The following is a 24,307-nucleotide window of genomic DNA, read 5'->3' as shown; positions in this document are numbered from 1 at the left end:
CGCAATTTCTTATTGTTTAACCAGCCTGAATTTCTGTGCATTGCCTGTATGCGCTGAATAGATTTGTATCTGCGTATCGTTGGCGGTACTTGATCCATTTACATCAAGGTTTTTACCTATGGCAGATGCTGGCTCAAGGTTATAATTGCCGCTTCCCACATAAGTAATCTTCCACCGTTGTGCAGAAGTATTTGCAAATGTGGCCACCTGAACAGGCGTGCTGTTTGCCGATCCACCGCCCCGTACTTCCAATACTTTAGTCGTATCGGCCACATTCTTCAAGGCATAATATCCACTTCCAACACTTCTCAATTTCCAGACCTGATTGGGCGTTGTCGGATAATTATAAGTCCATAAGGTGACATCCTCACCATTAACTGGAGGGTTACCGTTGGCATCAACCAGCTTGCTCGGCTCTTTCGTTAATGCAGATACGATTTTGTAATTGGCTCCATCTGTCAAAATACCTTGTGGTGAGTAAAATGTAATCAATAATATATCAAGATGTGAATATCCTGCTAGTTTGCCTGCGAGGTCTGCTTCTCCGTAATAACGTGATAGCGCCCATGCATACATCTTCACACGTTCTGTGCCAACGGTTTTGGTCGGGAAGTAAGATTTCATCGCATTATCGACAGATGCATCGTAACTAATTCCATCCACACCATAGCTAGTCAACTTGCTGTACATAGAGTCCATGACAACCTGTTGCTGCGCAGCTGTCTTGCCACTCAAATCTGACCAGTTGCAATAGTAACTTACCTTCCAACCAAGCTGCTTAAAACCTGTCAAATGCTGCGGATACATACTTTCTATCAATACTCTGTTTTTAATGGAATACAGGCTATCCATTTTCTTCAAAGTCTTTAAAAATAATTGTTCATTTGTAGCGCTGTTCAAATCTTTACAATCCAACCAAAGCGAAGTATAGCCCGGAAGCTTTTGATTTAGGTTGGCGAAATACTCTTCCAATGTCTGTCCCGTTGCTGTTCCGGCTTCATGACCGATCAAGCAGGTTGGTTGGCCGCCTTTATTGGCAACATATATATCTACTTCAAGGCTATTAATCCCTTCGTTGATAATCTCATCAACCTTAATCAGATCATTGGCGCGATGCGCACTTACAAATGTCGGACCAGCCAATGTCGTATTGACTTTGCCTGTTTTTTTTGGCGCGTTTTCCTGAATTTGGGTAATATCTTTCTGACATCCCACAAATAGATAAGTCATACAGGCAAACATACAGACTGCTTTGCCAAACATTAATGTTGTTTTTCTCATAATTTTAGTTGTTTAAATAGTAAGTATATCGTTAAAAGTTAATTTTTCTGGCTGTCATCCGCCCTGCTCCATGAATATTCAGCTGATGGTCATTGAGCTCCAAAACACCAAAAGCATTCTGATCGGCGGTTTCGATCATGCCCTCGAGTGTAATCATCGGAATGCCTTTATAGTTTGCAAAATTACCGGGATGATGATGGCCTGAGATCACCGCCTTTACAACCGGATATTTTTCGATGAGGGCCAATATCTCCCGGTTATTCAGTGCTTCAAGCCCATTCTCGGGGCACAAGGGATGATGTGTGAAAACAATCACTTTTTTGGATGCCGACTGGGCTTTGTGAAGTTGTCTTTCCATCCATTTCAGCTGTTTCTCGCTTACGCCTCCATTCCAGGGCTGATCATTGTTTCTTTTTGCTGTCTTCAGTATATCATTGAGTTTCTTCCAAGCCTCACGTTGGCCTGATCCCGCCTTAGTGGCATATTCGGCAAGTTCATTGGTATTGAGCATGATAAACAGCCATTCACCTTTTTCTACAGTATAGTAAGGATTTGGCATGTTATATAACTCATATAAATGAGCCCCGTCATCAACATCCACATAATCATGGTTTCCCAAGATATTGTAGACCGGTCTTTTAAGCTTGTTGAGTCGTTGAAGCGCCGGCTGCAGATCTTTGGGTCCTACATCGACCAAATCGCCAAGCATGACAGTAAAATCCACCTCTTCTCTGTTGATCGCTGTGACGGCCGAATCCAATTTGTCAAGTGAATTTCGGTAAAAACGGCTCCCACGGGTATCCTTATCTGCGTACTGTGGATCGGCGATAAGACCGATCTTAATAACAGATTGAGCCTGGATCATGCTGTAAAATAGGATGAACAGCAATGGCAAAAATACTTTTATTCCCATCCTGGATTTTGTTTTAAGTTATTGTTCAATGTGATTTCATTTAGCGGTATACATTCGAGATAATCGCGGTTTTCCTTAAATCCATAGCCATTCGGCAGCTGAGTCGCAAAAGGATCCAGCAAACCGTCCGCATCAACTTTATAGTTGATTTTTGTACCCGTCCAATCCGAGGCCAAAAATGGATAACCTTTGGGGCGTTTGCCTTTCAGCAGTTTATGGGCGGCCCATCTCCGGATATCGTCATAGCGAAATCCTTCGGCTCCAAGTTCTACGGTGCGCTCGCGTCGGATTTCTCTCAACTGGTCTGATATATTATAACCATAGTCAGCATACTTGTCCTTATTTGGATCGTCGCTAATAGCAAAATCCGGCATACCTGATCTTTTGCGGAGCAGATTGATTGATTTGGTATAATCGACTGTTTCTCCGAGTTCAGCCTTCGCTTCAGCATAATTCAATAAGGCTTCGGCGTAACGAAAGATGACTGCACCGGTTTCATCACTTGAGCTCCAGGAAACACCACCACCTGCTAGAGCCGATTTTGGATCATTTCCCTTCCGGATCTGGAAACCGGTATTATTCAAGGCTTCGCCGGATTTGTCCAGAAATGGCTTTTTAAAGGTGGCTTTACCAAATCCATTATCCCACATCACAGCTCCTGGTGTCCAAATCGTCTGAGATAGGCGCGGATCACAATCGGCCCGTATTTTTTCTAAAAAAGCATTGCCTTTCACAGTCTTACCAAGGGTAAAATAATCGTATGGCTGACCATTCCGGCCAAGGTAATGCTGGACCTGCTCAAAAGTCATGGATATCCCCGCAGTGCGATCGGACACGTAGATCTGAAAAGAGTGTGACAAATCACGGTTGACCGAATATGCCTTCCAAAGGATCACCTCTTTATTGGCAAGCTGATCTTTCAGGGAAAATAGTTTGCAGTAATCGTTTTCGGGATCGTTGTTGCTATACAGCGACATGCCATATTTTGCATCCATCAGCGTTTCGGCGGCGGCAGCAGCTTGTCGGAAGTACTTATTGGGATCAGCGCCAGCTGTACCGAATGCTGTACCTTTGTGGTATTTCTGCCAGCTGCCTTCAAATAGGGCGACCCTGGATTTGAAGAGCAGGGCAGCCTGTTTAGAAAGCCGATTGTTTTTACCTTTTACTGTAGCCACAGGTTCCAAATATTCAATCGCTTTATCCAGGTGTGCCAAAATCGAGTCTACTACCGTTGTACGTGGGTCTCGTGCTTTGAATAATTCTTCAGAGTCCATCTCCAATGGATCCGTATACCAGGGAACGTCACCGTAGAGCCTGACTTTTTCGAAATAAAACCAAGCTTTAAAGAAATGGGCCTCTCCTAAAAACTGTTTATATTTTTCAAAAGGATCTTTGCATTTCGTATAATTCTTGAAAAAGATATTGACACTGCGGATATTACCCCAGGTCCAGTTTCCGCCTGATGAAACCGGCGATTCGGTACCATTCCAGACTGTACTTGGTGAACTGGAAATCTGCAGGTCGGATCCTCGCGTACCATCCCAACCGATTGATCCCAAATAACTACCTACTGTGTTAAAAGCTGGGAATACCGTATAAAATTGTATGGTATAATTTTCCAGGTCATTTGCCGTTTTCCAGTAGATTTCATTATCGATCTCTGTCAATGGTGGTTTATCCAAAAATTCTTTGGAGCAGGAACTGATAAACAGTAAAAAGACTGCTGTATATATTAAGATTATAATTTTTTTCATTGGTTATTGATTTCTTACTATAAATTTTCTGGCACTTACTAATAGCCGTTTATTATTTAATAGCAAATGTGGCTACAGTGAGATATTCATTCCGAATGCCCAAATCGCCTGTGAAAACATGCTTTTTCCATTTCCTAATTCTCCTAAAGTCGCCGTCTCAGGATCGAAACCGACAGGAAGCTTAGATAAAGTATAGATATTCTCACCGGAAAAATAGATACGTGCGCGCTTCAATCCGATTTTTTGGAGCATTAGCGGCGGAATGCTGTATCCGATCTGAAGATTTTTAAGACGTGCATAGGCACCATTCTGCAGATAGCGCGTTTGAACCTCTTTATTTTTGCTGTCCTGACCGGTGTTACTATAAGGACGGGGAAAATAAGCTTCAGTATTTATACCAAGCCCCGAATAGCGGTCACCTTCGGTATCCCTATAGTAATCCATGTGGTGCGGGAACAGGGAAGATTGATTCCAGGCTCTAAAACCCCAGAATACATTGCCATCCAACCATAGATCACGCTTTCCAGTACCTTGGATAAATACCGCTATATCGATATTTTTATAGTTGGCTGTTAAATTAAGTCCAAACTGATAGCGACGGGTTGTATTACCAATGATTTTAAGGTCTCCATGGTCATTTATGGTGTTTTTGCCCTTATTGATTACCCCATCTCCATTGAGATCACGATATTCAACATCTCCCTTTTGCCAAGTCTGGCCATTGATAAATTTCTGATAGCCAGAAGCGTTGATCTCATCAGCGCGTTCCTTTGTATTGATCAAGCCAACGGTTTCATAGCCCCAGATTTCTCCAGCATCTTTGCCCACATAGTCCGTTGTCAGGATACCCGTAGGATTGGTATACTTTGTAATTATATTTTTATAGTCAAACACATTGGCCGCTATGGAATAATTAAAATCCGAGCCGACTTTTCCATTCCAGCGTAAGCTAAAATCCCAGCCTTTGGTCTTGAGTTCAGAATTATTCTCTTTAGGAATATTTGCTCCCAATACCGCTGGAAGTGCCTGAGCTGGGCCAAGACGGTCATAGGTCAAGCGTTGGTAATATTCGAATTCGGCCTGCAGACGGTTTTGTAGAAAACCCGCTTCGACGGCCATGTTCGTTGAACGGGATGATTCCCATGTGAGAAAGCGATTGACCAAGTTGGGTGCGGTGGTGTATGCAGGGCGCATGCCATCAATAAGCCAACCTAAATTACTTTTGACGCCCAATAATGCGAGATCCTGATAGGCTTCAACGTTCTGATTTCCTAGTCGTCCCCAGGATCCTTTAAGCTTAAAGAAAGGAACATAAGCTTGAAGACCAGTCCAAAATTTCTCTTTTGAAACCACCCATCCTGCTGATAGCGAAGGGAACGAGCCCCACCTTTTACCAGGAGCAAATTTCGATGTACCATCATATCGTATATTACCCTCAAAGAGATATTTGTCCGCATAATTATAATTTAAACGAGCAAAATAGCCTAATGTAGACCAATGACTAAGGGCATCGGATATCTGCATTTCACCGGTTGCAGTTGTTAAGGAAGGCACATCTGGTGTGATAAGTTCCCTTTTTAAACCACCGAGAAGGTCATAGGAATTAATTTCATTCTGAAATCCAGCAAGTGCAATAAAATGGTGATCCGTTCCAAAATCTAAATTATAGCTTGTATAAATATTAAGGGCTTTGTAGGTGGTATTGGATTTGTCTTTACTGATATAGGAAGGAACCGTAAGCGATATTGGCACGAGCGTACCATCTACTTCATCCTCATAAGCCACCTGATTGACGCCCTCATAATTGTAGATTTTATAATCTATGGAATAATCGGCATTGATTTTCCAGTTTTTAAGGGGGCTGATCTCTGTGGCCAAACGCTGAACCAGATTATTGTCCGTCAATTTTTGATACCCCGCTTTCATCTGCGGCACCCGAGAAAGTTGCGAGTAAAAACCATTTGGCGATTTAAGAAAAACCTCGGGATGCGTCCTGAAAATTTGGTGAATTATCATTCCGTATCCCCCTTCACCATTATAGATCGGTCGGTTGCGCTGTTCATTTGTCAAGCGAGTATTCGAACTGATCTTCCACCAATCCGTAATATTGGCATCAAGCTTAGCCTGAAAATTGTAGCGTTTATACTTATCATCGACGATTCTGAAAACCCCTTTTTCGGATGCATGTCCAAGAGACAAAAAATAGGCCATGTCTTTTGATCCTCCTTTGACAGATAAATTTTCCTGCATCCGGCGTCCATTGCCATAATGGATATCTATCCAGTCATTATTGCCGTTTGAGAATTGATAGGTGGACCACTTCTTCGGATTGTTGGCATCAGGCACGGTCTCAGGTAATGAGGGATCATCGATATACGCTATGATCCTGTCGATCGTAGATTCTGAAAACAATCTGGCAACCCCCTGGTTGTCATGCATTTCATTCATGGCGCGGGCAAACGTGTAGGAATCAACCATTTTCGGTTTATTGATAATGGTTGTAGGTCCGCCATTCATCGAAAAATCAATCTGAGGTTTCTGATTAGCTTTCCCTGATTTAGTTGTTATCAGCAACACTCCATAAGGTGCACGGGCGCCATAAATTGCCGAAGCAGCTGCATCTTTTAAGATAGAAACACTTTCAACAGTGTTCGGATCGATGGTATTAATATCTCCGGCGGTGCCATCGATCAGGACATACGGACTACCTTGCCCCCGGATCTGTACCGACGGTGCAGCGCCGGGTTCAAAACCATTGTTACCATATGCGATGGTCAGACCACTGACTGTTCCATAAAGTGATTGGGAAACGTTGTTTACAGGTCGGTCCTGTAAACGTTTTCCATCGACAACTGCAACAGATCCCGTGAGATTAACTTTCTTTTGAACACCATATCCCACAACGACCACCTCATCAAGCTCGCGCGCCCGGTCAGCAGCCAGCCGAATCACAAAATCTCCGGTGAGGTCACTATTAATTAAAGTATCTATCGGTTTAAATCCCATAAAATGCACGGATAGCGTATCCGAAGGAAAAATCGAATTCAGCAGAAACATTCCTTTGTTATCAGTTTTGGATTTTGTGTTGGAGCGCTTTAAATTTAGGGTAGCTCCCGAAACCGGTGTACCGGAGGGATCGACGACTTTTCCAGAAATAGGTTTTACTTGGCGTTGTGCCTGTCGCGCTAAAACAAAACCACTATCCGTCTTTTTTACCTGAATACCATAGGGAGATAATAGTCTTCGTAAGACCTGGTCTAAAGACTCATTTTTGGTATCGAATCTCGCTATATTTATATTTTTTAGACCCAAGCTCTCTGTAAAAGAAATATCTGAGCCAGATCTCTTTTGTAGATCCAGGATAACATCCCGCAGATTTGTTTTTTGGTAGTTCTGGTTATAGATCTTGGCATTCTCCTGTGCATATATACTGTTCAATGGAAAAGTGCCGGATAATAGCAGTAGCGCCCCACCAAGACTTAAAGAAAGGTATTTGTTGCTTCTTTTTTCTTTTACTATTAGTTTTTTGTTAATCATTTGTTAATTTTGTATTGATTAAGGTTTTACGTCAATGAAACCGGGTATGGAATCGGGTGAGATAGATTCCATATAATTCTGTAAAGGGTCTTACACTATGTGAGCCCTTTTATATTTAATATAAAATGATCTCTTTTCCCTCCTGCTTATTATTAAAACTAATTTTCTTACCGGTCAATAACTGAATCTCTTCCAGCGCGGCTGTCATTGTTTTGGATTGTCGGAAATTAATATTATAACGATCCTTTAATAATTTCTCATCGGCTGTATGGAGTGAGAATCCATAGAAATTCTTAAAATTTTGGTTTAATTCTTCAAAACTTGCCTGATCCAGCTTAACATGGTCCGATAGCCATGAGTTCTCTAAAGAATATTCAGCATTGGTCAATTTAAAATTGCTAGATTTGCGATCGTAAGATATATTTTCATCAGCCAGCAATGTGCGCAGATTTTTCTCGTTGTTGTCAACCTGCACTTTACCTGTACACACCGATACCGATGTATTACTAATATCGCGATAAGCCTTAACATTAAAACTGGTACCTAACACCTTGATATGTAATCCACCGCCATGTACCGTAAAGGGTCTAGACGGGTCTCTCTTGACATCAAAGAAGGCTTCACCATAGAGTTTCACATCACGCCGACGGTCGTAATTGCCGACTGTTATGCCTGAGTTGGCATTGAGGATCACTTTCGTACCATCGTTCAGGATGACTGTCGTTCGTTCGGCAGTACCAGTGGATATCGTTCCTCTATCGAGATATACTATTTTGATTGGCTTTATCAGGCGGTCAATATGCGACGTTGAAAAATACTGATTATATAAAACGGTTGATAGCAAAAACAGCATGATGCTCGCGACAGCGATATATATAAAACGTCGTCGGTTAGCGGATCGCTTACTTGCATATTCAGAAGCAGCCCCAATAATCCGCTGCTTAAGATTTTCGCGGTCTGGAATTAATTTTATTTCTGGATCTTCGTCTTTTTGCTGCCCCAAGGATTCATACCAATATTCCACAACAAATTTCTCCGCAGCACTCGCTGTACCTTCCCGGTACTTCTTGATTAGTTTTTTTAACTGGTTTTGATCCACTGGTAATCCTTTCTAGATGTGTTCTTTCTAGTAAGACAGTTGGTGATAATCAAAAGTATGTAAGAAATTAAAAAATTATTTGACCAGCAAAAAGGAAAGCATTACTGTCAGAGAACGAGCAAATTCGGGATGACGTTCTATTAACATGGCTTTAATACGGCGATGCATTTCTGCACTGTATCCTTTGACGGTCTGTTCGGCCAATCCTAAAGCGACAGCAATCTCTTTGAGGGTAAAATCTTCGTTGCGTAGCTTAAAAATCTTTTGCATGTGATCAGGTAACTCGCTCAAAATTTCCGAAAACAAGATGTTTAGATCTTTCTCGATCAAAAGATTGACCAAGGAAAGATCTACGACTTCAAGGTTTAGTGCAAGCTTATTTTTCACGTCCTGGCTAAGCTTAGCCTTAGCAAAATAATTCATAATTTTATTCCGCAGGGAAACATAGAGGTAATTGTAGACCGGACCATGTATAACAATGGACTCTCTTTTGACCCAGAGATTAATAAAGAGATCCTGTACAAGATCTTCCGCATCCTGCAGGTTTCCAATTTTTAAGAAAGCAGTCTGTGTCAGCTTGTCGGTATGCGTATTCACCAACATTTCAAAATCTGAAATATCTTTGATCAACAATTTTGATTTCATAATTTAATAGCTGGTTTAATTGCGTATAATATTGCTGTTCTTAATCAAACATACTGGATTTTTTTTGCATTAAAAGTCAAGCTTTTAAAACAAACGTTTGCGTAAATTTTCATTTTATCACTTTCTGGATACAATACTTATCCAAGGTTGTTTTATTTGAAATTTTATTAAGTGGCGGGAAGTAATAAAATACCAATTCTTAGCTTACCGATTGGCATCTTTTATAAATAATCGCATTCAATCACTTCAAGCTGCTAACTTCCACGAAGCTGGGCACATTGGAATAATATTTAGGTAAAACTTCGTATTAAGGAATAAGAATATTAAGCCCATGATGCAGCCAAAGGAGGAAGTAGCTTCTAATATAGAATCGTTGATGATTGACGATGCAGTGAAAAAAGCAAAATCAGTGGCAGCAAAATAATATGGAATTGTTGTCGATCCAGCATAATGGAATTTATTCGTTTTTTAAAATGGACAGGTCATATATTTTTAAGCACTGGCTATCAACTATATTGGGGTACTGTCTTACTGAGTTATCGCGGTAATTTGTGGATTGGTATTTAAGGTTGAGAAGAAATAATATGAGTATCATCTGTTTGCCCAAGTAGGTCTTTCATATCTATTTTGAATCCAGGAATATGACAGTATAAACATTGCATATCTCTAGCTTAATTTCAAATCTGGACTTCAAAGACAAAATAGCCTCCCTCAATCGACAAAGGGAAGCCATTTGACTATTCTATTGATTGTTACTTTCAATAGTTATAAATCAACAATTAGTCCTTGTTAAGTAAAGATAGCCATGTCAGATGGGATATTTATTGATCATTATCGAGAAAATGTTGATCAAATCCGAACTTATAAAAAACAAGCTGTGGCATACAAGTTACGCTCGATCCATATAACCAGTTATTTTTAGTTGATTCAGAATATCGTTGACCTTAGCTTTAGTTGCATTTATGAGTATTTGTTTTTAAGTCTATCGGATCAAGTTTATTGTCCATATCGCTATTCTAGAGCGCGTAACAAAATTCTCACATCCGGGAATTTGCAGCGATTTTGATTTTTTTTCTGATTTTGATAATCGAAATTCAATAAATAATAATGATATTAGTCACGGCTTATGTATTATGAATAAAGGCCATAAACTAACCCGCATTATAATTATATGAAGAGAAAACAAAAGGTATATTGCCTGCTTCTTGCCTGTATTCTGGCTTTAGCAGCAAGTTGCCAAAAGGAGCTATCGCTCCGGAGTGAAATGCCCGAAAATGAGCTCGTAAAAAAGGCACAGGCATTTATTACACTTCAAAAAAACGCTAATTCAAACATGGATTTTAAAAGCCTTGATTTTGATTGGAAACGCAGATCAATAGCTAAAAACAAACAAGGTAATGATGTCCTGTTCATCCCCATCGCGAATCGGATGAAGAGCGGAAAGGAGTATTTGGAGTTTACCTACCTTATTGACTACAAAGGCCAAGAGATTACTTCTTTCAAGCAGTTCCTGGGTAGCTTTAATAATGAGACCCTTCAGCTAACTGTTCTTGCACTGGACGGATCACAGATCACATCAGGAACATATGACAATGATAAGGGTATGTTCAGGCCAGAGATCAAACCGGATATAATTAAAAAACGGTCAAGCACAAAGGCTAATTTCACAGAGCGGGAGCTGGTTACAACCCAGCGGCTCGCCTGCCCCGCAAACCTATATTTTAATCCCGCACTGAAAAGCTGTGACCAGAGAGCAAACATTGAGGACGACTGGGCATCACAGTATTACATGCTGTATACTTACAGTGATGGATCGTACGAACTTGGACCTGATAGCCGGGAACTGGAGGAAGTGGAAGTTCCTCCCCCAACGAACCCGAATAATCCGGGCGGCGATGGTAATACTACCCCTCCAGGTGGTAGTGGCGGCGGCGGTGGCACGCCGGTAACGCCTGGTGGTGGAAGCTCCGGCACCAATCCTACGCCGGACCCTATGGCAATCAAAAAAACACCCTGCGATGCCATGGCACTTGCTAACAGGATCAACAGTGATCTCCGTGTAAAAAGAATCGTTGATTCGATCAAGAATAAGGGTAAGGAATTTGGTGCATATATTTCATTTGCTGATCCAGAAAATGCGAATAGTATAAAGTTTGGAACCATCTATGAAGGACAACATTCAAAGATCACGATTAATCCTCGCTGGAATGCGAATGAAGGATACCATCTTGGTTTTATCCACAATCATCCGGAAGGGAATGCACCAAGCCCTTCCGATATATTTGCCATTCTTCATAACCTGGAACAGATGAAGCAGGATGTGAGTGCATCACAACTAACAAACTATATCAATAACTTCAATTCTATTGTGGTCAGTGGCGGTAATATCTATACCATATCAATAAAAAATGCGCGGTATGCTGGCTATGCTAAAACCGGATATAATAAAGAAAAGATCGCAGCCAGGCATAAGAAATTAGCAGAAAGATATGCTACCAAACAAGCTGGTCAGTCCCTAACTGCAGAACAAATACAAGAGGCGGGAGAATATGCGCTCCTCAAACTTTTTGGTGAAGAGATTAGTATAACCAAGCAACAGATCGGTGTTGATAATAGTAACAGGAATTTATCAACTTCTGGCTTTAGTATTGTAAAATCAAATCCATGTAATTAAATTTAAAAGATGATCAATAAACTATTTTTTTCGACAATACTTTTCATGTGCAGTATAGCATTGAAAGGTCAGGAGGCGACTGCTGTGGTAACGAGCAGTTATATAAAGGTAACTAACCGGATGTATGATGTAGATTCGGTAAATATGGCACGAAATAAGATCTACAAACTTTTCCGCGGTGAAGACCATCCTTATCAGTATGATGAGATAGATGATAACATAGCATTTTACAAGGTTTATGACAAAAAGACCCCTCCTGTCGAAATCGGTGTTTTGAAGGTCCGGACGGATCATTCTGATTTACGGAACAAGGTTTTTGCCACTGAGTTTAATAATTACGTAAAACTCATTACATCAGACGATCCAAGGGAGCAATTTCAGATTGAGCTTGTAACATCTGATAGTACCAATGCCGGCTATATAATTGACAATGCCGATAATTCCATCTACTTCCTAGTTATAGGTAAAACTACACCGGGTTTTTTCTGGGCCACATTAGAGGCACATTTACCAAGCGGCACTGCAAGGCAGACATTTGCCGCAGATTTTATTAAACAGATAAAGTTTAAATAAAGCTTATTGCCTCAATTCCTTATAGCGTCAGGCCAGCAAGAAAAACTTGCCGGCCTTCTTTATGCAGTTTATTGAAGACTGGTTAAGGCTGCCGCCGCACACAGCAGCTGTTGTCTTATTGAAAGCTGAAAAGGATCTTTTGTTTAAATTTGTAACGCTTCGGGAAGATGGAATCCTGCTACAGGGATCCATGCCCCTTTTGTTTGATCCCTATACTGTTCAAATCAATGAAATTGCAGAAATCTGCAAGTTTTGCTACCTTACCTGCAAGGAGATACCCGAACCTCGAACTGATCTGAATATCGTGTTGAGGGAACTGAAAGATCTGCCATCAACAGTTATCGATAAAAAACATTAAATTCATAATTTATGGAGGTTATTAAATCGGACGGAGACCATATAAAGATCATATTGAAAGAAATTTCTGTGAAAGATGCTAAGTCATTTAACCGATTGTATTTTGGAGATGAATCAGCCAATCAGGATCGGAAAACGGATGAGGAGCATATGAATCCGGTACAGTTTACAGAACATATTCTATCTCTTTGTGAGGAACTCTACAGTATACGAACTGTGGAAAATGAGAATATAGTTATTGGTGACTGCGCCTTACACCACTGGAACCAGGAAGAAAAGAAAATTGAGATTGGTGGTTCTCTGCTGCCCGAATATTGGGGAAAAGGAATAATGTCTGCAGCTTTTGAGTTGTTGATAGCATTGGCAAAAGAAAAGTACCAGGTAAATGTATTGGTAGCAAAGACGGAAATAACGAATCTTAAAGCACTGAAATTTGCTGAAAAATTGGGTTTTCAGAAGATGAGTAGTGAAGGAAATATCATTGTTCTTGAAAAACGGGTTTTATAGTATATTTATATCCAGAATAATCCTAAAAAAAGCTTTTCTAGGGTATCCCCTTTTTGATAATAACCTAATAACTGGACTGCTGCATAAGTTCCGTTTTGTAAAGCTGTAATTTCAGCCGCGGCTATGCCTCGTATAGCTGCCATTGTCTCCCTAACTAGAAATTGATTTGCTGTATTCTTTTGTTTTTATGTGTATAGCAAAGTATGGCTGGGGTCGTGGCGATCCGAGGAAATCAAGGTGTATGTAAGCGGTATCGGGGAGATACCGAAAAATGTACATTCAATAATAGATGCGGTATCTTTGTGGATACCGCATCTGCTAAAGTTGTCCTTGTCTGTTCATTTTAACACAAAAATATTGCGACAGAAATTAGCAATCCTATACGCGAGCATTTCTATGTTGCTCGATAGGAAATTCGAATTCTAAAAGTTCCGGTTGCTGTTGGTTGCGTTGACGGTTCAACTAGAAGGGTATTCAGCAAATTAGGATTAATAGTACCACCATTTTGATAAGTCTCCTTGACTGTTGCGGAACCATTAACATAGGTCAGTGTCCCTAAATCTATATTATTCACATAGGCATTGTTATTCAATGAGTTACCTATTTTTAACCTCGCTCCAGACAGATCTCCTTGTTTTTCGATGATCTGTACCGCATAGATTAAACCACCAAACTCCAACAAACTTTCTTGAATCCATGATCCAATTGAAAGGCCTTCATTCGCTCTGACAATAGGTGAGATATATTCCCTTTCTTCAAGGCTACCATAAACGCCCTTTCCTGCCATTGGCGATTTAATCGACCGGAATAGATTCCGGCCGCCCAATGCAGCGATCAATCCCTGATTGGCCATATGGTCGCCGCTAAACTTGTAGAGTGCATTTGAGGGTCCCCTAACAATTTTATTTCCATATTCCGATATATTATCCTTTGTTTCGCTTGTAGGATCATTAAACATAAAGTTTATCACTGGAACAAAGCTCTGGTTAAAATAATTATTTCTGATCTCAGTAGTCTGTACACGACCGATTAATAGAACGCTATCCTGTGCAGTGCTAGGGATTACACCCTCGGATACGGTTGTCATAAAATTATTAGACACTGTACCTGCTGCCAAACCAAATCTTGCTCCTAAAGAGAGGTGCAAGCTGGCTGTCTCGGAATAATTGTTGGATACAACATAACCATTGATACTGCCATCGTTGGGTTTGTCCGTACCGCCCAAAACAATAGCTTTGCCGTTGATTTCAAGTATATTGTTTTGAACAGATATATTTTGAGCTAGCCCAATAGCTATACCCGTGCCATATTGTCCAGCGGAAACTGTGTTTCCATGAACCTGAAATCCATTCATATTGTCCAATGCGAGCAACGCATACGAATTGTTACCAGCTGCCCCTAGCCAACAGCCCCTGACCTCTGCCCGATATGAGTAGGTCATATAGATCCCGGTAGCATCAGGTGAAGTAGAACGAATACGACAGTCTATAGCTTGAAAGTTAGTACTACCTAAAATATGTACACCATCTCCCGGGCCATTGTTAACAATAACCATCCGATCAAGAGTGACATAACTAATGCGAGGTGCAGCAAATTCAACCTTACCATTAACCAGGGTAATACCACTACCCGAGATAAAAACAGGCTCCGACATTGTGGCCACTAGTCCCTGTTGGACAGCGGAGCTATTTCTATTATGCTGATAGTCACCTCTATGGATTTGATTAGTTTTGCTTCGCAACGATCGTGTAATTTTATATTCTACAGGCGGCGTAGGATAATATACATTTAATCCGGTATCAATAGCATTTTGTATAAATTGGGTATCATCTTGCTGCCCATCTCCCTTTGCACCAAAGTAACGTATATCAACCTCAGCTCTATAGACTGATTCGAATTTCAATCCTGATGTTTCAATAATATCACCGCCATTGTCCGTTCGGGAAGAACTACTTTTATAATAAAATACTGAACTTGGTAAATCGCCTACCCGATAATACCCCAATAGCTGGATTCCCTCATAAGTTCCGTTTTGTAAAGCCGTAACCTCAGCAGCAGATAAGCCTTGCATATCCGCCATTGTTTCTTTAACTAAAAATTGATTTGCCATATTCTTGTATTTTTATGTGTATAGCAAAAGTATGGCTGTTACGGAGGCTATCCGAGGAAAACAAGGGGTATGTAAGCGGTATACGGGAGATACCGAAAAGTATTTATTGGATTGTCTGCTTTTCAAAATTATAGAACGCCCATGTCAAACAAAACATGGAATATCCTTGCGAATATTCCATTTCTCTAACGGCTCAATATCGTTAACTTGATTGTTGACCACTCGCTCGATCGGACTCTAATTTGGCATTAAGTTGGGTTTTATTGGCATTGACCAACGGAATTAAATCTGAATTAATCCAAGAGACCAAACCCGCGACATCTGTAGCTGTTGTATTCGAAAGATTCGCATTTGAGACATTTGCAACAGCGGATGACTGACTGAAAAAATAGTTATTGACTTCCTCTCTCCAAACACCCCGTAGATATTTGAATTTCAAAAAAATGTACTTACTAAACGGAAGATGAGCTAAAGCCCGTTTCGTATTTTCAGACAGATCGTATTCGGCAGAGAAAGTAACATTCATCTGCCCAGTAGGTGTAGAATTTAACAGAATCAACTCGAGTTCCGCACCGTTTTTACTATTTGTTGGCGCGGTAATATTTAATACTCCTACAGTATCTACCCTAATAAAAAAGGGATTTCGCTCGTTGGAAATATTATTAGGTGTAAATGAACTACTATTCACAATCTCATAGTCAAAATAGTTGCGATTGTTTAAATTCGGCCTAAAGTTATCTTCAACTAATACATTCCCGACAATAAATCTATTGGAAAAGGATGCATCAAATAACGGTACCTTACTTTTAGGATTTTTGATTGTACATGCCGGAAGTCCACCATAGCCGGCGACAGTATTGAATGCAAAGCCAGTAGAACTGGTGAAAACCGTAGAATCAAAGACAATAGCATCTCTAGCCACAGTTTGATTACCGGACAGGGAATTTTGGTTGACCTGTTGTGTTTCATCATTGAACGAATAAAGGGAAAAAGGTTTACTCGTACCTATCCTGACATTGTAATTGACAATACCTTTGTTATTTTGTGTTCTTGCATTGAAGACATCATCGATCCATAGATCAGTCGTACCAGTAAAATCATTAGATTCAAGAATCACATTGACTGGAGTAACGCGCTGTGTTGCCACCACTCCAGGATCGCCTGCGATACCTACACCGTTGTTTTGAAAGCGGTTGTGTACTATTGAAATATTCTCCACCTTGTCGAAACCTGTCCGTAGTTCATCTACCCCATATCTTACAGTTAAAGCTCTGGTAAGCGGATCCGTTGAATTTCCAATTGTATTATTGAATATCTCAAGATTACTGCTGTTGATCAGATAGACATCTCGCGTCTGCTGTGATTGGTTAGTATTTCCATTTCTTTGGATAAAGCTATTTTTTAACTTCATATTATTAGAAAATCCTGAAATCCCCGCAGTGTGATTATCAACGATAGTATTACCATCTATTTCTACATCATCACAATAGTATGGACGTATTCCCACAGAGAATTTCTCTACGCTTACATTTGTTATCACCAAATGGGAAGATTCGGAAAACCATAATCCCGCATACTCATTGTTGTTGGGTTTTGCAGGATCGAATCCACCATGCAATCGAATATTATCTACTACCACATCATTAACTGCTATACCGACAAAAAGAGCAATGGACTGATTGCCAGTCTTGGTTATCAATGAAGCATTACCTTGTATTTTTAACCCTGATTTTAGATTAATCGACCCAAGTACCTTATAAGTATTATTATCAATAGAAATGCATTTGATTTGAACGGTGTCAATACATTTCTGAATAAAAATCGTATTGTCCAAATTTTGCGGTGCTGCTCCAAAATATCTGATATCGACACTGCCTACGAAATTGTGCATGAGCTTAATTCCACCTACTTCAATGAGGCTTCCACCGTTATCCGAACCCGGGTCAGGAGTGGTTGGAGCAAGATAATAATTAATCGGTGCTGGTGTATCCCCTTTCTCGTAATAACCTAACAGCTGAATTCCCTCATAAGTTCCGTTTTGTAAAGCTGTAATTTCGGTAGCAGATAAGCCTCGCATAGCTGCCATCGTCTCTTTGATTAAAAATTGATTTGCCATATTCTTTTATTTAAATGATATGGGTAAAAGTATGGGGATTAAGGGGGCTATTTGAGGAAAACAAGGTGTATGTAATCGGTACACGGGAGATACCGAAAAGTATACTACTCGCTTCATCGTTCAGAGCTAGTGTGGCGGATTTTAAAAACAAGAGTTAATTAAAACAAAGAGCTTCCCGGCAAAGGGAAGAAACATAAAAAGGTTATTTTTAATAACTATCTTGCCTTACTTTATACCATCAGATGGGGTAAGATCCTCTCAGTTGTGTGCCAAAAGTTGTAACTGACATGAGGAAATGTTTGATATGTGCTCCGTCTTGACCGCCAAAAGTGAGGAAGCATCAAATATAAGCGAAACCACTGCCCATGCAGCAATTAATTTTTCTTTAGAAAAATATTTTCACATTTTTTAGAACAACTTTTAAATTCAACCGTCATTACATTATATAACAAATATTTTGTAACTTTATTAAAAACTGATTAAGTAACTTTATGAGAAGATTCCTTTTATTAATCACCACTATTATGGTGATAATTGGTTGTAAGGACCAAAACGACTCATTTATTGAAAACAATAAGGTAGACGATATTAGCTTATTACGAGCTGATTTTGAAAAGCAGACGGGTTACGACAAGTCAAAGGTGTACCTGCTAACCCCAGCATTCAGAACTAGAATTAATTGGGATAAAACAGTCGAAAAACACAAAGATACTATTTTAATTGCTGTGACAGTGTTAGATACCGTTCGCTTTCCCATCAATGGAATGCAAGTCGATTTGAAAAATCGTGTTATATTAAAAGCAGTTCGCAATAAAGACTCTAAATGGAACTATTCAGCAGTTACCTTTGTTCCAACAAATCTTTCAAAAGGTTATTCTGGACTAATTATTTCACGATCAATATCGAAGGGCATTGAAAAAATCGATTATTATAGCGAAGGTGCAATTTTAAATAATGATACCGGTATACGTAGGAAATTTGCCGTTAGGACTTCTAAAAGTAATTCAGGGTTGCGAGCCAAATGTATTTATGGATATGTCAACGGTATGTTGAATTTTGTAAGCTGTGATAACCCTCCAGATATCACTGGTGGTGGATCATCTAATAACGACACTTATGGCGATCCAGATGATTTTGAACAAATGCCAGTTTTTGATGAAGGATCTAATGAGCCTGTGGAGCAGTATATTATAACCAACAACTGTCAGAACCCGTGTTTAAAAAACACCGTTGATGCAATAATTATGAGTAATGTACAATCTGCCACCCAAGAGGCCTTATTAAGTGCATTCAAATTGAATCAAGATTTCAATTTGAGCTTTTACGAAGCTACTAATTTACCTCATTTGCGAGGCGGGACTGCGACATTAACAAGGTACTCTACTAGGCCAGATGGGACATTTTCTAATATGGATGTTAGGATAGATTTAAATGTGAATGAACTGCCAAGTGCTTCGAGAGAATATGTAGCTATGGTAGCACTACATGAAACAATCCACGCTTATCTTTATACTAAAGGTTTTTTTGATCAATACGGAAAACAGAGCGTAGAACAACACGATATGATGTGGTCAAGTTATATAAACGTTATAGCTGGTTACCTAAATAATACATATGGTATGGATATTAACGAAGCTAAAGTATTGGCTACAGATGGTTTGCAAAATACTTTTCAAAGTAAGATAGAAGATTCTATTTATAAAACCTTAAATAACACTACTGGTATTCCTTCAGATAGAAGAGCAATACTCGCGACCGCTTACAGGTCTGGAACAAAAGGTACCACTTGCAAATAAAGGCATTATGAAAAAGAATATCATAGTTTTCATGAATATAGTATTATTCAATTTTTTAGTGAGTTGCGCTACTACCGTAAATATAGGAGATGTAGGAAAATACTCATACAAGTCTAAAAATGATAAATCCCTAGAAAAAGACAAAGTTGGGATTTCAATCCAGCTTTTCGATTTCCAATCAAAAAAAGAGATTGATATTTCTGATGTAAAACCCCTTCCTGGTATACTTCGAGATAGTACATTCAATTCTAAGTTATTTCTTTTTGATAAAAATGATGTTCCTTTGCGAATTGATGTAAAGAAACGTGGCAAAGCCGCTATTCCAATCATTCCAAAGTTCGGTAGCAAAAACTTACTGATTTTCAAATTATACCTGGTCTCCTCTGAGCCGGGAATTTTATAACCCTTCTAAACACGCTCAATATGCCGAAGAAAATAAATTATCTTTGGCATTGTTGTATACACAGTTATAGCTGCATTTCCAGATCGTTAATAAGAAGTAGGAAATAAATTACCGTCTTTGAATGATAGATCTATAATCCTAGCCGACTACGAGCTTGTTACATAGGGAAAAAATGGCAATAAAAACTATAAATATGAAGAAATTTTTCTTAATTACGGGACTGTTTTTATTTATCTCTTTAACTGTTTGTGGCCAAAAGAATGATGATTTTCCGTCATTTGAAAAGCTGTATTCTAGTCTAGCTGTACATTTCAAATATCCTGAAGAACTTAAAGACCATTGCATTCCAACGATTACGTTAATGAAGCTTCAATTTGACAATGACGGCGAAATACTGGATATTGTGTTCTCTGATAGTGCGCATCCTTTATTTGTTGACTATATGCAAAAAATAAGGGATGATCTTGATTTCAAGAGTATTTATACAGATCTCAAAAATAAAGGATATACTTCCAAAACAGTGTTAATACCTTTTCAAATTGATTCGGAGAAGATAGGAGAATGTATATCGACAATTTCATCCGCTGATCTTAAAAAAGTTTACCTTTTTTCGGGAAAACCATCTTCTGGTGAGTATTTTCTTTATCCATCTATTTATTTCAGGATTGTAGTAGGAAGAACTAATATTTAGATATAATCGCCTTCAAATATGGGGGTATGACTATTCGGCCCATCATTGTGGATATTGGCCATAGCGGTATAATCGTACTCCACGACCTCATAGACGAATTTTGGCAACTTGTTCAAAGAATTGTACAACATGGTATTAGGATGCCTAAAATATTCCTTTCCATCACAATGTAATTTATTGCATTATTTTAAGATCCCGAAATACCTTTTTGGTAATTTCCTTCCTACAGCTAGAAAAATCTGATCTATTGAATTTACGGTCCTGTATAAGTCGTGTCGCGAAGAAATAGACATTTTGATCAGATTCAAGGTATCCTACCCACCATCCTGTGTTCGTATTGTGCTCCCTTGTCCATCCAGTTTTTGACCGTATTATAAAGTTTTTATCTTTCTCTGTTATCATTACCTTTTTGACAATGTCCATGTTTCGATCGGAAAAAGGTAAATTCCCATCATATAGTCGTTTCAAAAATTCAACCTGATTGATAGGAGAAATACCCATCGCTCCAAAATTCCAAAAATCTTGTCCTTTTTCAGTTAGATCGACATTTCCATAGCCGGATTCTCCTAAAAACTTTTGGTAGGTAGATCTGTCTATTTTCTTTGCAAGCTCAATAAAAGCCCAGCCTGCGGACACCTGAAAAGCTTCTTTTACTGAAATATCTCTGTAGATATCGGGACGATAGCCATATTTAATGGTATCTATTGATCCCGGCCATTTCACCACAGCATTTTCGTCTTTGATCGTATTTGTCTCTAATGCAATGAGCATATTTATGATCTTAAACGTAGATGCAGGCACCCTTTCAATCTTGCAATCCGATGTATCGGATACAAACCAGATGTCATTTCCATTATCATAAATAGCTATAGTCCCGCTTACCCCACACTCCTTAAAATACCCCTGAATATTGGGCATTACAATTTTCGTACCTTTCGAAAATATCTCTTTTATCTGTCCATTTACCCCAGAAATATAAAAGGCAGCCACAAACATCAACAGTGTAATCCTTAATATCATCTTTATAAAATAGTTATCGGAACCGAAAAATTCTTACTGTATTTAATCATTCAGTCTTCTTTTCAAGCCCATACAGGATAAGTTAATAATATTTTTCTAAATCATTACCTTTGAACCACTATGCTGCAAGTAACCTGTGCGATTATAGAACACGCCAATAAAATACTGATCTGCCAACGGTCGGCTTCAATGAAACTTCCATTGAAATGGGAGTTCCCGGGTGGCAAGATCGAAACCGGAGAATCTAAAGAAGAATGCCTACGCAGAGAAATCAAAGAGGAACTCCATATTGATATTAATATACATAGCGCACTAACGATGGTAGAGCACCACTACGCCGACTTTTCGCTGCGGCTCTACCCTTTTGTATGCAGCCTAAAATCAGGAGAAGTAAAAGCGCTGGAACATGCCCAGGCGATATGGGTAGATGCTGCTCAATTAAGAAACTACGACTGGGCAGAAGCTGACCTGCCTATTGTGGAAGAATATTTAAACAAAAAAGCTTCCCTCTAACCGGCATAGGGAAGCAATTTGATAATTTTTTTTCAAATAAAAGGCTCCCTTATTGGTTAATAAGAGAGCCTTTTTGGCTAGTCGCCCACTATCGTTAAATGGCATTAAGTTCCAGCTTCTTTATCGGTAAAAATCTGGACTCCTGCTTTCTTTTCAATTAGCTGTAGCGGATATAGTTCAGGATTATATACACCATTAAGAACTTCATTCAAAGCATTTTTCTTGGATTTACCAAATGTAACAATCAGAATATTTTCAGCTTTATTGATAATAGGTTCAGTCAAAGTAATTCTGAACATTGCCTGTGGCTTTAGGTAGTAGGCATCAACCCATTTTTCTTTTTCATGTAAAATCTTTTCACCTGGAAACAGAGAAGCTGTGTGGCCATCATCTCCCATTCCTAAAAGGATGAAATCAAAAATACCTTCATCTCCCAAAACATTTCTGATTTGAGTTTCGTATTCTTTAGCGTAATTTTCAGGCTCAATCCCCTCCTTATACATGGGGAAAATCTGATTTTTATTGACTGGAACCTTATTCAAAAGTACGTCCCAAGTCATCTTAAAATTACTTTTCTCATCTTCAAGAGGAACCCATCTTTCATCTACCCAAAAAAAATGGATTTTGTTCCAAATTATTTTATCTGCGTACGCGGGAGTAGCTAATAAGCTAAAAATGGCTTTCGGTGAAGAGCCACCACTCAACGCGACCACAAATTTATCATGCTTCTGGATTGCTTTTTTCGAAAGCTCAACAAATGTGTCTGCTGCTTTTTTATATAACGCATCCAGATTATCAAATATCGTAATATTCATTTTCTTTTCATTAGATTTTAAACCCACTGATGTCCCTGCCGCTCTACCAGTGCATCACTGTCATCAGGTCCCCAGTCTCCTGAAGCATAATTTGGGAAAGAGGGGTCTTTGGTTTTTTCCCAGGTTTCCTGAATCGTTTTTATCACATCCCAAGCTTCTTCTACCTGATCAGAGCGCATAAACAGTGTAAGGTCTCCCACAAGTGCTTCCAATAAAAGAGTTTCATAAGCCTCCGGAGTATCGGTCTGACAGGCAAAATTATCGAAAATCATCTCCACAGGTTTAAGCGCCAAAGACAAGCCTGGTTTTTTAGACATAAACTGCAACCTGATGTCCATTTGTGGCTGGATATTAATAACCAATCGGTTAGCCGACAGAAGCGAGGTGCTTTCTGAAAACATAGAACTTGGAAGGGGCTTAAACTGTATCGTTATATAAGAATGCTTTTCTTTCATCTTCTTCCCGGTACGAACATAAAAAGGAACATCCTCCCATCTTTCATTATCCAGATAAAACTTAATCGCGACAAATGTTTCGGTATTGGAATCAGGAGCAATTCCCTCTTCCTGGCGATAGCCATTTACTTTTAGCCCATTTACTTTGCCTCGTCCGTACTGTCCTCTTACCGCATAATGATCTACTTTTTCGGGAGAAATCCTACGGATGGATTTTAAAACATCAACTTTACGATCCCTGATCTCTCCCGATTCAAGTGAAGCCGGAGGTTCCATAGCGACCATACAAAGAATTTGCAAAAGATGGTTCTGAATCATATCGCGCAAAGCGCCTGTCTGCTCATAAAAACTGGCTCTTGTTTCCACTCCTACTTCTTCGGCAACTGTAATCTGCACCGATTCTATATGTCTGTGATTCCAAAGAGGTTCAAAAATTGAATTTCCGAACCTGAACGCCAAAATATTCTGAACGGTTTCTTTTCCTAAATAATGATCGATACGATAAATCTGTTCTTCTTGAAAAGTTTGTGAAAGAAGATTATTTAGCGCAATGGCAGATTCTTTATTGTGACCAAAAGGTTTTTCGATAATAATTCGGTCTGTTGCAGGATCAGATGCTATTGACGTATTTTTAAGATGATTTGAAATGACCGATACAAAGTTTGGTGCAATCGACAAATAGAAAAGTCTGTTTCCCCGCATTCCGTACACTTTATCAAAATTTTCCAGTTTCTGATATAAATTCTGATAAGAGCTTTCTTCATCAAGCTGATGCTGAAAATAGCTGATGTGAGCCTGAAAACCAGCCCAGTCTTCCTTGGTTACCGTCTTCCTGGAAAAACTCTCCAGACTTTCTTTAATATAGGCTCTGAATTTTTCATCCGTATTTTCGGCTCTTCCTAAAGCTAAAATATTAAAGCCTTTTGGCATTCTGCCATCGATATATAAATTGTAAAAGGCAGGAAAAAGCTTTCTTTTTGCCAAATCCCCTGTTGCACCAAAAATAACGATCGTTGTTGGATGCAGGACTGTATTGTCACTCATTGTT

20 protein-coding genes are annotated in these 24,307 nt (G+C 39.4%); 8 read left to right on the top strand and 12 right to left on the bottom strand.

The window, feature by feature from the left end; all coding sequences use genetic code 11:
- Positions 1–9: 9 nt before the first annotated feature.
- The 6 genes from ABDW32_RS02295 to ABDW32_RS02270 form a co-directional block, all read right to left on the bottom strand.
- Positions 10–1,281 carry an RICIN domain-containing protein gene (locus ABDW32_RS02295; protein WP_343558978.1) on the bottom strand — a complete coding sequence of 424 codons (1,272 nt, stop codon included), beginning with the start codon at positions 1,279–1,281 and terminating at the stop codon, positions 10–12.
- Positions 1,282–1,312: 31 nt separating this feature from the next.
- Positions 1,313–2,194: a metallophosphoesterase gene (locus ABDW32_RS02290; RefSeq protein ID WP_343558977.1), complete on the bottom strand. Its 882-nt coding sequence runs from the start codon at positions 2,192–2,194 to the stop codon at positions 1,313–1,315.
- Positions 2,185–3,948: a RagB/SusD family nutrient uptake outer membrane protein gene (locus tag ABDW32_RS02285; protein ID WP_343558975.1), complete on the bottom strand. Its 1,764-nt coding sequence runs from the start codon at positions 3,946–3,948 to the stop codon at positions 2,185–2,187. Before ABDW32_RS02285 ends, ABDW32_RS02290 begins: the two co-directional genes overlap by 10 nt.
- 72 nt (positions 3,949–4,020) lie before the next feature.
- Entirely contained in the window at positions 4,021–7,485 is a 3,465-nt protein-coding gene (locus ABDW32_RS02280) for a TonB-dependent receptor (RefSeq protein ID WP_343558974.1), read from the bottom strand.
- Positions 7,486–7,600: 115 nt separating this feature from the next.
- Positions 7,601–8,584, bottom strand: coding sequence for a FecR domain-containing protein (locus ABDW32_RS02275; protein ID WP_343558973.1), 984 nt, complete (start codon positions 8,582–8,584; stop codon positions 7,601–7,603).
- Positions 8,585–8,659: 75 nt separating this feature from the next.
- Positions 8,660–9,229, bottom strand: a complete 570-nt coding sequence (locus tag ABDW32_RS02270) for a sigma-70 family RNA polymerase sigma factor (protein WP_343558971.1) — start codon at positions 9,227–9,229, stop codon at positions 8,660–8,662.
- A 1,171-nt stretch (positions 9,230–10,400) separates the two neighbouring features.
- Between ABDW32_RS02270 and ABDW32_RS02265 the strand changes: the two genes are divergently transcribed.
- The 4 genes from ABDW32_RS02265 (at position 10,401) to ABDW32_RS02250 (ending at position 13,340) form a co-directional block, all read left to right on the top strand.
- Complete coding sequence (locus ABDW32_RS02265; protein WP_343558970.1) at positions 10,401–11,903, top strand: chitin binding peritrophin-A domain-containing protein; 1,503 nt, start codon at positions 10,401–10,403, stop codon at positions 11,901–11,903.
- A 9-nt stretch (positions 11,904–11,912) separates the two neighbouring features.
- Complete coding sequence (locus ABDW32_RS02260) at positions 11,913–12,476, top strand: hypothetical protein (RefSeq protein WP_343558969.1); 564 nt, start codon at positions 11,913–11,915, stop codon at positions 12,474–12,476.
- Positions 12,477–12,537: 61 nt separating this feature from the next.
- Positions 12,538–12,834 (top strand): hypothetical protein, encoded by a 297-nt coding sequence (locus tag ABDW32_RS02255; protein WP_343558967.1) that lies wholly within the window; start codon positions 12,538–12,540, stop codon positions 12,832–12,834.
- Between the two features lie 11 nt (positions 12,835–12,845).
- Positions 12,846–13,340: a GNAT family N-acetyltransferase gene (locus ABDW32_RS02250; protein WP_343558965.1), complete on the top strand. Its 495-nt coding sequence runs from the start codon at positions 12,846–12,848 to the stop codon at positions 13,338–13,340.
- A gap of 394 nt (positions 13,341–13,734) precedes the next feature.
- Here ABDW32_RS02250 and ABDW32_RS02245 read toward each other — a convergent pair whose 3' ends face one another.
- Both ABDW32_RS02245 and ABDW32_RS02240 read right to left on the bottom strand, forming a co-directional pair.
- Positions 13,735–15,450 (bottom strand): hypothetical protein, encoded by a 1,716-nt coding sequence (locus tag ABDW32_RS02245; RefSeq protein WP_343558963.1) that lies wholly within the window; start codon positions 15,448–15,450, stop codon positions 13,735–13,737.
- A gap of 202 nt (positions 15,451–15,652) precedes the next feature.
- Complete coding sequence (locus tag ABDW32_RS02240; protein WP_343558962.1) at positions 15,653–17,566, bottom strand: right-handed parallel beta-helix repeat-containing protein; 1,914 nt, start codon at positions 17,564–17,566, stop codon at positions 15,653–15,655.
- Positions 17,567–18,057: 491 nt separating this feature from the next.
- Here ABDW32_RS02240 and ABDW32_RS02235 point away from each other — a divergent pair, with 491 nt between their 5' ends.
- The 3 genes from ABDW32_RS02235 (at position 18,058) to ABDW32_RS02225 (ending at position 20,456) form a co-directional block, all read left to right on the top strand.
- The gene (locus tag ABDW32_RS02235; RefSeq protein WP_343558961.1) at positions 18,058–19,362 is read left to right on the top strand and encodes a hypothetical protein; all 1,305 of its coding nucleotides are present in this window, start codon (positions 18,058–18,060) and stop codon (positions 19,360–19,362) included.
- Between the two features lie 7 nt (positions 19,363–19,369).
- The gene (locus tag ABDW32_RS02230; RefSeq protein ID WP_343558959.1) at positions 19,370–19,765 is read left to right on the top strand and encodes a hypothetical protein; all 396 of its coding nucleotides are present in this window, start codon (positions 19,370–19,372) and stop codon (positions 19,763–19,765) included.
- 193 nt (positions 19,766–19,958) lie between these two features.
- Positions 19,959–20,456 (top strand): hypothetical protein, encoded by a 498-nt coding sequence (locus tag ABDW32_RS02225; protein ID WP_343558957.1) that lies wholly within the window; start codon positions 19,959–19,961, stop codon positions 20,454–20,456.
- On the opposite strand, the gene ABDW32_RS02220 is transcribed toward ABDW32_RS02225, so the two are convergent.
- Positions 20,453–20,587: a hypothetical protein gene (locus ABDW32_RS02220; RefSeq protein WP_343558956.1), complete on the bottom strand. Its 135-nt coding sequence runs from the start codon at positions 20,585–20,587 to the stop codon at positions 20,453–20,455. The two genes, ABDW32_RS02225 and ABDW32_RS02220, sit on opposite strands and share 4 nt — an antisense overlap.
- 43 nt (positions 20,588–20,630) lie before the next feature.
- Complete coding sequence (locus ABDW32_RS02215) at positions 20,631–21,476, bottom strand: penicillin-binding transpeptidase domain-containing protein (protein ID WP_343558955.1); 846 nt, start codon at positions 21,474–21,476, stop codon at positions 20,631–20,633.
- Between the two features lie 120 nt (positions 21,477–21,596).
- Between ABDW32_RS02215 and ABDW32_RS02210 the strand changes: the two genes are divergently transcribed.
- On the top strand, positions 21,597–21,989 hold the full coding sequence (locus ABDW32_RS02210; protein ID WP_343558954.1) for a (deoxy)nucleoside triphosphate pyrophosphohydrolase: 393 nt from the start codon (positions 21,597–21,599) through the stop codon (positions 21,987–21,989).
- A 104-nt stretch (positions 21,990–22,093) separates the two neighbouring features.
- On the opposite strand, the gene pgl is transcribed toward ABDW32_RS02210, so the two are convergent.
- Positions 22,094–22,804, bottom strand: coding sequence for a 6-phosphogluconolactonase (gene pgl, locus ABDW32_RS02205; RefSeq protein ID WP_343558952.1), 711 nt, complete (start codon positions 22,802–22,804; stop codon positions 22,094–22,096).
- A gap of 17 nt (positions 22,805–22,821) precedes the next feature.
- Positions 22,822–24,303: a glucose-6-phosphate dehydrogenase gene (gene zwf / locus ABDW32_RS02200; RefSeq protein WP_343558951.1), complete on the bottom strand. Its 1,482-nt coding sequence runs from the start codon at positions 24,301–24,303 to the stop codon at positions 22,822–22,824.
- Positions 24,304–24,307: the final 4 nt, after the last annotated feature.

The organism is Sphingobacterium sp., from assembly GCF_039596235.1.
Taxonomy (GTDB): domain Bacteria; phylum Bacteroidota; class Bacteroidia; order Sphingobacteriales; family Sphingobacteriaceae; genus Sphingobacterium.
This window is presented reverse-complemented; position numbering and strand designations above follow the sequence as displayed.

What these genes read in the sequence shown, in the direction of transcription:
- ABDW32_RS02295 (WP_343558978.1), bottom strand. Translation starts at nt 1,281, where the DNA reads ATGAGAAAAACAACATTAATGTTTGGCAAAGCAGTCTGTATGTTTGCC.
- ABDW32_RS02290 (WP_343558977.1), bottom strand. Translation starts at nt 2,194, where the DNA reads ATGGGAATAAAAGTATTTTTGCCATTGCTGTTCATCCTATTTTACAGC.
- ABDW32_RS02285 (WP_343558975.1), bottom strand. Translation starts at nt 3,948, where the DNA reads ATGAAAAAAATTATAATCTTAATATATACAGCAGTCTTTTTACTGTTT.
- ABDW32_RS02280 (WP_343558974.1), bottom strand. Translation starts at nt 7,485, where the DNA reads ATGATTAACAAAAAACTAATAGTAAAAGAAAAAAGAAGCAACAAATAC.
- ABDW32_RS02270 (WP_343558971.1), bottom strand. Translation starts at nt 9,229, where the DNA reads ATGAAATCAAAATTGTTGATCAAAGATATTTCAGATTTTGAAATGTTG.
- ABDW32_RS02265 (WP_343558970.1), top strand. Translation starts at nt 10,401, where the DNA reads ATGAAGAGAAAACAAAAGGTATATTGCCTGCTTCTTGCCTGTATTCTG.
- ABDW32_RS02260 (WP_343558969.1), top strand. Translation starts at nt 11,913, where the DNA reads ATGATCAATAAACTATTTTTTTCGACAATACTTTTCATGTGCAGTATA.
- ABDW32_RS02255 (WP_343558967.1), top strand. Translation starts at nt 12,538, where the DNA reads ATGCAGTTTATTGAAGACTGGTTAAGGCTGCCGCCGCACACAGCAGCT.
- ABDW32_RS02250 (WP_343558965.1), top strand. Translation starts at nt 12,846, where the DNA reads ATGGAGGTTATTAAATCGGACGGAGACCATATAAAGATCATATTGAAA.
- ABDW32_RS02245 (WP_343558963.1), bottom strand. Translation starts at nt 15,450, where the DNA reads ATGGCAAATCAATTTTTAGTTAAAGAAACAATGGCGGATATGCAAGGC.
- ABDW32_RS02240 (WP_343558962.1), bottom strand. Translation starts at nt 17,566, where the DNA reads ATGGCAAATCAATTTTTAATCAAAGAGACGATGGCAGCTATGCGAGGC.
- ABDW32_RS02235 (WP_343558961.1), top strand. Translation starts at nt 18,058, where the DNA reads ATGAGAAGATTCCTTTTATTAATCACCACTATTATGGTGATAATTGGT.
- ABDW32_RS02230 (WP_343558959.1), top strand. Translation starts at nt 19,370, where the DNA reads ATGAAAAAGAATATCATAGTTTTCATGAATATAGTATTATTCAATTTT.
- ABDW32_RS02225 (WP_343558957.1), top strand. Translation starts at nt 19,959, where the DNA reads ATGAAGAAATTTTTCTTAATTACGGGACTGTTTTTATTTATCTCTTTA.
- ABDW32_RS02220 (WP_343558956.1), bottom strand. Translation starts at nt 20,587, where the DNA reads ATGTTGTACAATTCTTTGAACAAGTTGCCAAAATTCGTCTATGAGGTC.
- ABDW32_RS02215 (WP_343558955.1), bottom strand. Translation starts at nt 21,476, where the DNA reads ATGATATTAAGGATTACACTGTTGATGTTTGTGGCTGCCTTTTATATT.
- ABDW32_RS02210 (WP_343558954.1), top strand. Translation starts at nt 21,597, where the DNA reads ATGCTGCAAGTAACCTGTGCGATTATAGAACACGCCAATAAAATACTG.
- pgl (WP_343558952.1), bottom strand. Translation starts at nt 22,804, where the DNA reads ATGAATATTACGATATTTGATAATCTGGATGCGTTATATAAAAAAGCA.
- zwf (WP_343558951.1), bottom strand. Translation starts at nt 24,303, where the DNA reads ATGAGTGACAATACAGTCCTGCATCCAACAACGATCGTTATTTTTGGT.